The organism is uncultured Flavonifractor sp. (assembly GCF_944387675.1).
Taxonomy (GTDB): domain Bacteria; phylum Bacillota; class Clostridia; order Oscillospirales; family Oscillospiraceae; genus Flavonifractor.
The window spans coordinates 1-9,639 of the sequence record NZ_CALXFV010000087.1 but is presented as its reverse complement, the minus strand read 5'-3'; the positions used below and the strand labels follow the sequence as shown (position 1 = coordinate 9,639).

The 9,639-nt window shown below is 58.6% G+C and carries 9 protein-coding genes and 1 other annotated feature; of the genes, 6 read left to right on the top strand and 3 right to left on the bottom strand.

All coding sequences use genetic code 11. The annotated features are described in order from the left end of the window. The 6 genes from Q0J74_RS08690 to Q0J74_RS08665 form a co-directional block, all read left to right on the top strand. Positions 1 to 253 (top strand): 3-hydroxyacyl-CoA dehydrogenase family protein (locus Q0J74_RS08690; protein ID WP_297213415.1); only part of this gene is annotated, 253 nt, incomplete at its 5' end. Between the two features lie 11 nt (positions 254 to 264). Continuing rightward, positions 265 to 1,038, top strand: a complete 774-nt coding sequence (locus tag Q0J74_RS08685; protein WP_297213412.1) for an enoyl-CoA hydratase-related protein — start codon at positions 265 to 267, stop codon at positions 1,036 to 1,038. Positions 1,039 to 1,053: 15 nt separating this feature from the next. Further along, positions 1,054 to 1,857 carry an electron transfer flavoprotein subunit beta/FixA family protein gene (locus Q0J74_RS08680; protein WP_297213409.1) on the top strand — a complete coding sequence of 268 codons (804 nt, stop codon included), beginning with the start codon at positions 1,054 to 1,056 and terminating at the stop codon, positions 1,855 to 1,857. A 14-nt stretch (positions 1,858 to 1,871) separates the two neighbouring features. Then, a complete protein-coding gene (locus Q0J74_RS08675; protein ID WP_297213406.1) occupies positions 1,872 to 2,876 on the top strand; it encodes an electron transfer flavoprotein subunit alpha/FixB family protein in 1,005 nt (334 codons plus the stop codon). A 154-nt stretch (positions 2,877 to 3,030) separates the two neighbouring features. Further along, positions 3,031 to 4,332: an acetyl-CoA hydrolase/transferase family protein gene (locus Q0J74_RS08670; protein ID WP_297213403.1), complete on the top strand. Its 1,302-nt coding sequence runs from the start codon at positions 3,031 to 3,033 to the stop codon at positions 4,330 to 4,332. A 37-nt stretch (positions 4,333 to 4,369) separates the two neighbouring features. Next, entirely contained in the window at positions 4,370 to 5,518 is a 1,149-nt protein-coding gene (locus Q0J74_RS08665) for an acyl-CoA dehydrogenase family protein (protein ID WP_297213400.1), read from the top strand. A 66-nt stretch (positions 5,519 to 5,584) separates the two neighbouring features. On the opposite strand, the gene ilvC is transcribed toward Q0J74_RS08665, so the two are convergent. The 3 genes from ilvC to ilvB all read right to left on the bottom strand — a co-directional run bounded on the left by ilvC (position 5,585) and on the right by ilvB (position 9,006). Continuing rightward, positions 5,585 to 6,604: a ketol-acid reductoisomerase gene (gene ilvC / locus Q0J74_RS08660; protein ID WP_297213397.1), complete on the bottom strand. Its 1,020-nt coding sequence runs from the start codon at positions 6,602 to 6,604 to the stop codon at positions 5,585 to 5,587. A 119-nt stretch (positions 6,605 to 6,723) separates the two neighbouring features. After that, positions 6,724 to 7,281, bottom strand: coding sequence for an acetolactate synthase small subunit (gene ilvN / locus Q0J74_RS08655; RefSeq protein WP_297213394.1), 558 nt, complete (start codon positions 7,279 to 7,281; stop codon positions 6,724 to 6,726). 15 nt (positions 7,282 to 7,296) lie between these two features. Beyond that, positions 7,297 to 9,006 carry a biosynthetic-type acetolactate synthase large subunit gene (gene ilvB, locus Q0J74_RS08650; protein ID WP_297213391.1) on the bottom strand — a complete coding sequence of 570 codons (1,710 nt, stop codon included), beginning with the start codon at positions 9,004 to 9,006 and terminating at the stop codon, positions 7,297 to 7,299. Positions 9,007 to 9,057: 51 nt separating this feature from the next. Next, positions 9,058 to 9,282 (bottom strand) — a binding site (T-box leader). Positions 9,283 to 9,639 lie beyond the last annotated feature (357 nt).

Sequence of the window (9,639 nt, the reverse complement as noted above, 5' to 3'; positions counted from 1 at the left end):
CAGTGAACAGCTCCTGGATTTTGGTTCCCAGAAGCTGCTCCTTGGTCGTCTTAATGTATTTCAGAACAAAATCATTATGGGTCCCCTTCAGCTGGCGGACTTTATCGGCCTGGATACAGTGCTGGCCATTGTGGAGACGCTCTATGAAGGCTATGCCGACAGTAAATACCGGCCCTGCCCCCTCCTGCGGCAATATGTCAAGGCGGGCTGGCTGGGGAAGAAGTCGGGCCGCGGCTTTTACCAGTACGAGTGAGCCGGGTGAAGATGGACTATATTGCATACAACCGCCAGAGCTGGGGAGTTGAGCTCACCCTCTGCCGGCCGGAGGCTCTCAATGCGCTGAATCTGGAGGTGCTGCACCAGCTGGACAGAGCGCTGGACCAGATAGAGCAGGAGAAAAATCTGCGGGTGGCAATCCTCACGGGTGCCGGAGAAAAGGCCTTTGCCGCCGGCGCGGATATTGCGGCCATGAGGGATATGACCCCTCCGCAGGCTATGGAATTCAGCGCTTACGGGCAGGCGGTCATGGGACGCCTGCGGCATATTCCGGCCATTGTGATCGCAGCTGTCAATGGCTATGCGCTGGGCGGCGGCTGTGAGCTGGCGTTGGCGTGTGATATCCGTGTGGCCTCCCGGACGGCGGTGCTGGGGATTCCCGAGGTAACTCTGGGTGTAATCCCGGGCTTCGGCGGAACGCAACGGCTGACGCGGATTGTAGGTGAGAGCCGGGCGCTGGAGCTGCTTGCTACCGGCAGACGGGTGGAGGCCGAAGAAGCGCTGCGTCTCGGCCTGGTGAATTGCGTGGTTCCGGGCGAGATCTTGCTGGATACCTGCCGGGACATGGCCGGCAGGATTGCCCGAAACAGCGGCTGGGCTGTGGCGCTGGGTAAGCGCAGTATTTGCCAGGGCGCGGAGATGGAACTGAATCAGGGATTGGCGCTGGAGGCGGCGCTGTTCTCCGCGGCTTTTTCCGGCCCGGATCAAAAAGAAGGTATGGATGCGTTTCTGCAAAAGCGCAGGCCAAAGTTTCACGCATAAGGAGGTATAAAGCAGATGAATATCCTAGTCTGTGTCAAGCAGGTGCCGGATACCACTGAGATTAAAATTGACCCGGTGAGGAACACCTTGATTCGGGAGGGTGTACCCAGCATTGTCAATCCCTTTGACGGATATGCCCTGGAGGCGGCCGCCCGGATAAAAGACAAGGACCCGGAAGTGAAGATTGTTGTGCTGTCCATGGGTCCGGAGCAGGCGAAAGCGGCGCTGCGGGATTGCCTGGCGGCGGCGGCGGACAAGGCATACCTGATCAGCGACCGGGCCTTCGGCGGCTCGGATACCCTGGCCACCAGCTATATCCTCTCCAACGCTGTGCGTCGGGTTGAGGAGATGGAGGGGAAATTTAACCTGATCTTCTGTGGAAAACAGGCCATTGACGGAGACACTGCTCAGGTTGGACCGGAGCTGGCGGAGCATCTGGATTATCCGCAGGTTACTTATGCCCTGGAAGCGGAGGTAGACGGCAGCTGCGTCAAGGTAAAAAAAGAGGTGGAGGAGGGCGCCGAGATTATCGAAGCGAATCTTCCCTGCGTGGTTACCTTCACCAAGCCCGCCTGGGAGCCCCGGTATCCCACAATCCGGCGGAAGCTGGATGCCAAGCGCGCTGAGATTCCCACCCTGACCGCTGTGCAGCTGTCTGACATTGACCTGACCCGCGCCGGCCTGAAGGGTTCCCCCACAAAGGTCAAGCGAACCTTTGTCCCCCAGAAGAAAAAAAGCGGTGTAACAATCCGCGAAAGCTCCAACCACGCATCCGCCATGAAGCTTTTCCAGCTTCTGAGCGACGCTTCGGTGATCTGAGGAGGGTAGTGACGATGGAAGCAAAGACAAAGGATTTGTGGGTCCTGATTGAGACCAACGAGGCGGGGAGCGCCAGAAATGTGGGCTTGGAGCTGTTGACGCCGGGCCGGGATCTGGCAAACAAACAGGGCGGCCGCCTGGTGGCGGTGGTGATCGGCTGCCGGACGGAGCCGGCAGTCCGGGAGGCCTCTGCCCACGGGGCGGATCAGGTAATCGTGGTAGACGGCCCGGAGTACGCCCATTATACGACAGACGCCTACGTAAATGCGTTGACCGCTCTGGTGGAAAAGCACGGCCCCACCAGTATGCTGATCGGCGCCACCAACAACGGCCGGGATCTGGGTCCCCGGCTGGCTTGCCGGCTGAAGACCGGCCTGACCGCCGACTGCACGGGGCTGGATATTGATCCGGAAAGCGGCAATGTGGCCTGGACCCGTCCCGCTTTCGGCGGTAACCTGATGGCCACCATTCTCTGCCCTGACCACCGGCCTCAGATCGGTACCGTCCGGCCCGGTGTGTTTAAGAAGGGAATGTCCGGAGCGGAACAGGCAGAGGTGATCCACGAGGAGATCCACACCCCGGAAGAGAAGATCCGCACCAGAGTTGTGGAGCTCATCAAGGAGATGGGGGACGAAAATGTGGACCTGGAAAGCGCGGAGATCATCGTGTCAGGCGGCCGGGGCGTGGGCGGGCCGGAAGGCTTTGCACCCATCCGGGAGCTGGCGGAGGTGCTGGGTGCTACAGTGGGCGCCTCCCGAGCTGCTGTGGATTCCGGCTGGATCAGCCACGCCCATCAGGTGGGGCAGACGGGAAAGACGGTGGCGCCCAGAGTGTATATTGCCTGCGGCATTTCCGGCGCCATCCAACATTTGGCAGGTATGAGCGGGTCGGATGTCATTGTGGCTGTCAACAAAGACCCGGCGGCGCCTATCTTTGACGCGGCGGATTATGGCGTGGTAGGAGATCTGTTTGAGGTCCTGCCCGTCCTGACCGCAGAACTGAAGAAAGTGCGTGGCTAATTGCCCCGCTCCCATGGACAAACAAATCTTTCGGGGAGGAATAAAATCCGTCTCAGGTCAACCGGCCTGGGCGGATTTTGCCCTGCCTGCAAAGGATGGGGGAAAACGGATGTGACAGACTGGAGACGCGGCAAGCGGGAAAGAGGTGTGGAGTATGAATCTACAGGCAGACTATGAGGGAAAGCGCAGAAGCCCGGAGGAAATTGCGGCGCAGGTTGATAACGGTTGGGTGTGCTGCACGGATATTGGAGCAGTCATTCCGCCGGCTCTCCTGGACGCGCTGGGCCGCCGGGCTGCCAACGGGGAAGTGCGGGACGTGACACTGCATACGATGCTGGATTTACAGCCCTTCGGCGCACTGCAAGAAAAGGCGGCAGCGGGAATTACTCCCGTTTCCTGGTTTTCAGGGGGCGGACTGCGGACTGCGGTCCAGGCAGGGCGGGGAGACATTATGCCTTGCTATTACCGGGATATGCCTTCCCTGTTCCGGGACTATGTTGAGGTGGACGCCTTTTTTGCCATGGTGCCGCCCATGGATGACCACGGCTGGTTTTCTACCGGCCTGTCAGGCTCCAACAGCCGGGAGCTGATACAAAAAGCCAAGCGCATCTATTTGCAGGTCAACCCCAACATGCCCCGGGCGCTTTCCGCGCCGATGGTCCATATTTCCCAAGTGACCGCATGGTGCGAAGCTGCCACGCCTCTGCCGGAGCTCCCGCCGGCCCCAATCGACCAGGTGAGCCAGAGCATTGCCGGCTTGATTGCCGGAGAAATTCCGGATGGAGCCACCATACAGCTGGGGATTGGCGCGATTCCGGAGGCGGTGGGCCTGGCGCTAAAAAACAAACGGGATTTGGGCATCCATACGGAGCTTTTTACCGATAGCATGGTGGAGCTTATTCAGTGCGGTGCCGTGACCAACGATAAAAAAACACTCCACCGGGGGAAAACGGTGGCCACGCTGGCCTTTGGGTCCCGGCGAATGTATCGGTACATCCACGACAACCCCGCTTTCCTGCTGCTTCCGGTGGATCAGGTGAATGAACCCGGTATCATTGCCCAGCTGCCAAACTTCATGTCGGTAAACAGTGCGCTGGAGGTGGATTTCTTTGGGCAGGTGTGCGCGGAATCCCTTGGTGTGCGGCACATCTCCGGGTCTGGAGGACAGGCGGATTATGTAAGAGGGGCGGTTATGTCCCGGGGTGGGAAAAGTTTTATTGCCTTTCCCTCTACCACAAAGGGGGGAACAGTCAGCCGGATTGTGGCCGCCCTGACACCAGGGGCAATTGTAACCACCAGCAAGAATGACGTGGATTATATTGTGACGGAATACGGACTGGCCAAGCTGCGGGGCAAGACAGTCTCCCAGCGAACCAGAGCGCTGATTTCCATAGCCCATCCGAAATTCAGGGATGAGCTGATCTACCAGGCCAAAAAGCAAAATCTTCTGGTATAATGGCAGCGTTCCGAGAAAAGCAAAATTCGGAGGACAGATGAGTATGCTGGAATTGACAAAAGAACAGAATATGCTGGTCAAGATGGTGCGCAGCTTTTCTCAGCGGGAGATTGCGCCCAGGGCGGAAGAGTTGGACCGGACAGGAGCGTTCCCAGCCGAAATTGTGCAAAAGATGGCGGAACTGGGCCTGTTGGGCCTGAATGTACCCAGGGAATTCGGCGGAGCCGGACTGGGAGAAGTGGACAAGGTTCTGGCGGTGACGGAAGTGGCGCAGGCCTGCTCCAGTACGGCGGAACTGTTTGCCGTGCAGCTGTTGGTCAACGGCATCATTGCCGCCCATGGCACCCGAGAGCAGAAACAGCGCTATCTGGGAATGACCTGCCGGCAGGGGAAGCTGGGGGCTTTTGCACTGACGGAGCCGGGCGCGGGATCTGACGCGGGCGGACTCCAAACCACGGCCGTGGAGGATGGAGACAGCTATGTGCTGAACGGCAGCAAATGCTTCATCAGTAATCTTGGCCCCCAGGAGGGCGATTACGCCATTGTAATCGCGGTGACGGACCGGGCCAAAAAGACCCATGGCGGTATGACTGCTTTCCTGGTGGATCGGGATACACCCGGGTTTCAAGTGGGCAAGCTGGAGGACAAAATGGGGATTCGGAGCGCTGCCGTGTCGGAACTGATCCTGGAAGATTGCCGGGTGGGCAAGGAGCAGATTCTGGGCAAGGTGGGCAGGGGGTTCCAGATTGCTATGAGCGGACTGGATAGCGGGCGGATCGGAATTGCAGCGCAGGCCTGCGGCGAGGCCCAGGCGGCGCTGGATGCCGCTGTTTCCTATGCCAAGCAGCGCCTCCAGTTTGGACGGCCGATCTCTGCCCAGCAGGGTATCCAGTGGTATCTGGCGGAGATGGCCACCAAACTGGAGGCGGCAAAGCTCCTGACCATAAAGGCGGCAGCTTTGCGGGACAGGGGTGAACCCTCCGGTATGAACGCCTCCATGGCAAAATTTTTTGCCGGGGAAACCGCCAATGAAGTAGCGGCCAAGGCCTTGCAGATCCACGGTGGGTATGGCTATATGAAAGACTATGCCATTGAGCGCATTTATCGGGATGCCAGGATTCTCACCATTTATGAAGGAACAAGCGAAGTGCAGAAAATTGTTATTGCAAAAGAACTGTTAAAATGAAAAGCAGCAAAAAAGGGCCGCCGCAGAACGGAAGCTTCTGCGGCGGCCCTTATTGATAGGTCTATTTTAGTTGGAAGCGGTATCCAGATCCTGGTCGCCGCCCCAGATCATGTTGCGGCGCAGCTCCTCGCCCACGATCTCCATCTGATGCTTCTTCAGATTGGCGCGCTTGGAGTTGAAGAAGGTGCGGCCATTCTTGTTTTCGGCAATCCACTTGCCGGCAAAGGTACCGTCCTGAATGTCGTCCAGCACCTTGCGCATATTTTTCTTGGTTTCCTCATAGGGGAGCACCCGGGGGCCGGAGACATACTCGCCGAACTCGGCGGTGTCGGAGATGGAGTAGTTCATGGCCGCCACGCCGCCCTTGTTGATCAGGTCGATGATGAGCTTCATCTCGTGGATGCACTCAAAGTAGGCGTTCTCGGGCTCGTAACCGGCCTCTACCAGAGTCTCGAAGCCGCAGCGCATCAGATCCACCACGCCGCCGCACAGCACACACTGCTCACCAAACAGGTCGGTCTCGGTCTCGTCGTGGAAGGTGGTCTCCATCACGCCGGCCCGGGCGCCGCCGATACCGGCAATGTAGGCCAGAGCGATCTTATAGGCGTTGCCGGTGGCGTTCTGCTCCACCGCCACCAGACAGGGAACGCCCTTGCCGTTGACGTAGGTGGAGCGGACAGTGTGGCCGGGACCCTTGGGAGCCGCCATAAACACGTCCACGCCGGCGGGGGGGACAATCTGCTGATAGCGGATGTTGAAGCCATGAGCGAAGGCCAGGGCCTTCCCCTCGGTCATGTAGGGGGCAATATCCTTCTTATAGACCTCGGCCTGGACCTCATCGTTGATGAGCATCATCACAATATCGCCCCACTGGGCGGCCTCAGCCACCGTCTTGACCAGCAGGCCGGCCTTCTCCGCCTGAGCCCAGTTCTTGGAACCCTGACGCAGGCCGACACACACCTCGCAGCCGGAGTCCTTCAGGTTGAGAGCGTGGGCGTGGCCCTGAGAGCCGTAGCCGATAATGGCGATCTTCTTCCCATTCAGGTAGGACAGGTCACAGTCCTTTTCATAATACATCTTGGCCATATTCTTTGCACTCCTTTATCTTGTGGTGAGGATTCTTGCCCCCAATGATAGCACAGCAGGGCAAAAAAGAATGATAAGCATGATACAATCTAAAAAGATTTCCTTGCGGCAGGCGATTGTCACAGCACGTTTTTGCCCAGATTGAACTCGGTCTGCTCCTTGGTCTCGTCCCCGATGGTATAGGCGCCCCGCTCCAGGGCCACCATACCGGTGCGCACCAGCTCCAGAATCCCGAAAGTCTCCAGCAGCTTCTGCATGGCCTCCGCCTTACTTTCGTCCCCGATGAGGGCCAGGGTGAGAGACTTGAGAGATACGTCGATAATGGAGGCTCGGAAGATGTTGGCGATCTGGATAACCTCATTGCGGATGTCGTGAGTTTCTGCTCTTACCTTGAACATGACCAGCTCCCGGCGGATGGAGCGCTCCGGCTTCAGTTCCTGCACGGAGTAGACAGGAAACTGCTTGCGCAGCTGATTCATGATCTGCTCGATCATGGGCGCGTCGGCCAGTACTTCGATGGTAATACGGGACACGGTGGGGTCGTCGGTGGTACCCACCGCCAGAGATTCGATGTTATATCCCTTCCGGGAGAAGAGCCGGGAGACCTGGGACAGCACGCCGGCGGAGTTTTCCACCAGCACCGAGAGGGTGCGGCGGGTGACATTGGGTTCATTCATGTTCCACGCCCTCCTTTAATCCAAAATGAAGTCGGTGACCGGAGTGCCGGCGGAGACCATGGGGTGAACCATGGCGTCCTTATCAATGGCGCATTCGATCACATAGGGTCTTCCGGCGGCCACCGCCCGGCGGAAGGCGGCCTCGAATTCCGGCTGGGTGGCCGCCCGCTCCCCCTGGATGCCGTAGGCCTCCGCCAGCTTCACGAAGTCCGGCCCCCGGTCCAGATCGGTCTGGGAGAAGCGCTTATTGTAGATCAGGTTCTGCCACTGGCGGACCATGCCCAAGGTGCGGTTGTTGAAGATGACGGTGATAACCGGGATATTATAGTACTCAGCGGTACACAGCTCATGACAGTTCATGCGGAAGCAGCCGTCTCCGGTACACTGAACCACAACCTTGCCCGGGTTGCCCACGGCGGAACCCATGGCGGCCCCCAGGCCGAAGCCCATAGAGCCGAAACCGCCGGAGGTGATGAACTGGCCGGGTCGGGAGAAGTGGTAGTACTGAGCACACCACATCTGGTGCTGGCCCACGTCGGTGACAATGATGGCGTCCCCGTCGGTGACCGCCTGAATGGTCTCCAAAATCTCGTGGGGGTGGAGGATGTCATCCTTCTTCAGGGGAATTTCCTTGTGGGAGAACACCCACTGCTTCCACTCCGGGTAGTCGTGGGCGGGCAGCTTGGCGTTGAGCAGCTCCAGCACCCGGCGGGCGTCCCCAATGATGTGGTGGTCGGTCACCACATTCTTGTCAATTTCCGCCCGGTCGATATCAATATGGACGATCTTGGCATTGGGGGCAAAGGTGGCCGGATCGGTGGCCACCCGGTCGGAGAACCGGCAGCCGATGGCGATGAGCAGGTCACACTGGTCGCTGGCGTGATTGGAGGCGTGGGAGCCGTGCATGCCGATCATGCCGGTGAACAGGGGGTGGTTGCCGGGGCAGGCGCCGCCGCCCATAATGGTGGAGGCCACCGGGGCGCTGAGGGTCTCGATAAACTTACGAAACTCCGGTACCGCCCCCCGGGAGCGGATCACGCCGCCGCCCACCAGCACCAGAGGACGCCGGGCCTCTTCAATCATATCCAGCAGGGTCTGAATGTCGTCGGCGTCGGGCTCGGGGGCCTTCAGTTCGTGGCTGGCCCGGCGGAGCATGGCGCCCAGCCGGCCGTGGTTGGCGTGCTCAGACAGGGGCAGAGGCTCGTAGTCCGCCTCTGCGGCGGTAACATTTTTGGCGATATCCACCAGAACCGGTCCGGGTCGGCCGGAGCGGGCGATGGCAAAGGCCTCCCGAATCACATCGGCCAGCTGGTTGGGGTCCTTGACCAGATAGTTGCACTTGGTGATGGGCATGGAGATGCCGGTGATGTCCACCTCCTGGAAGGAGTCCTTGCCAATCAGATTCTCACTGACGTTGCAGGTGATGAATACCACCGGAGAGGAGTCATAATAGGCGGTGGCGATGCCGGTGGTCAGGTTGGTGGCACCGGGACCGGAGGTGGCAAAGCACACCCCCACCTTGCCGGTGGACCGGGCATAGCCGTCGGCGGCATGGGAAGCGCCCTGCTCATGGGCGGTGAGGATGTGGCGGATCTTTTGCTTGTAGCCGTGCAGTTCAAATTCGTCATATACATTCAGGATGGTGCCGCCGGGGTAGCCGAACACTGTGTCCACCCCCTGCTCCAGCAGGCACTCCATCAGGATCTGGGCCGTCTTCATTCTCATGGGTTGGATAGACCTCCTTTTGAATGGAATAAAACATGGCGGCTTCGTCCCCTCTAGGGCGAAGCCGCCATGCGCTCCGTGGTACCACCTAATTTCGCGGGCCCAACCCGCGCACTCATGCCCCGGTAACGGAGGGAACCCGTCCCCGCCTCATGCCGGCCGCTTCGGCGGGGCTGCTCCCGGGTGACCTTCTGAAACGGCCTCACGGGAGCTTACACCAGCCGCTCCCTCTCTGCGCTTGCGCACCGTCCATACTCTCCCGGTCATCGCCTTTTGCATTCGTGAAGCCTCACGAACTGCTGATTTACAGAATATGATAGCCTTCCCCACCCTGTTTGTCAATCCCAACCAAGTCCACATTTTGAACTTCTACATTTTAAACAAGTAAAGTAAGAAAATGAAAAAGAAAAATTTCTGCATCCACCAAAAAGTAAACTTGTTGGTTTTGGAAAGACAGTGGGTCTAGATCACCGGAAGAGGCCAATAAAAAATAAAACTAAGTGGTTTAAAAGAAAAACGAAAGAAAAATGTTAGATTTGGCTAGACATTTTAAAAGGATTGCGATATGATTATTCTGTTTGAAATACCGGTCAAACGACTCAGAAAAATGGCCCGTGTGTGGGTCAGATTTGC

Bases quoted from the DNA above. Each gene is read 5' to 3' on its own strand.
- Q0J74_RS08670 (WP_297213403.1), top strand. From the start codon at position 3,031: ATGAATCTACAGGCAGACTATGAGGGAAAGCGCAGAAGCCCGGAGGAA.
- Q0J74_RS08665 (WP_297213400.1), top strand. From the start codon at position 4,370: ATGAGTATGCTGGAATTGACAAAAGAACAGAATATGCTGGTCAAGATG.
- Q0J74_RS08680 (WP_297213409.1), top strand. From the start codon at position 1,054: ATGAATATCCTAGTCTGTGTCAAGCAGGTGCCGGATACCACTGAGATT.
- ilvB (WP_297213391.1), bottom strand. From the start codon at position 9,006: ATGAGAATGAAGACGGCCCAGATCCTGATGGAGTGCCTGCTGGAGCAG.
- Q0J74_RS08685 (WP_297213412.1), top strand. From the start codon at position 265: ATGGACTATATTGCATACAACCGCCAGAGCTGGGGAGTTGAGCTCACC.
- Q0J74_RS08675 (WP_297213406.1), top strand. From the start codon at position 1,872: ATGGAAGCAAAGACAAAGGATTTGTGGGTCCTGATTGAGACCAACGAG.
- ilvN (WP_297213394.1), bottom strand. From the start codon at position 7,281: ATGAATGAACCCAATGTCACCCGCCGCACCCTCTCGGTGCTGGTGGAA.
- ilvC (WP_297213397.1), bottom strand. From the start codon at position 6,604: ATGGCCAAGATGTATTATGAAAAGGACTGTGACCTGTCCTACCTGAAT.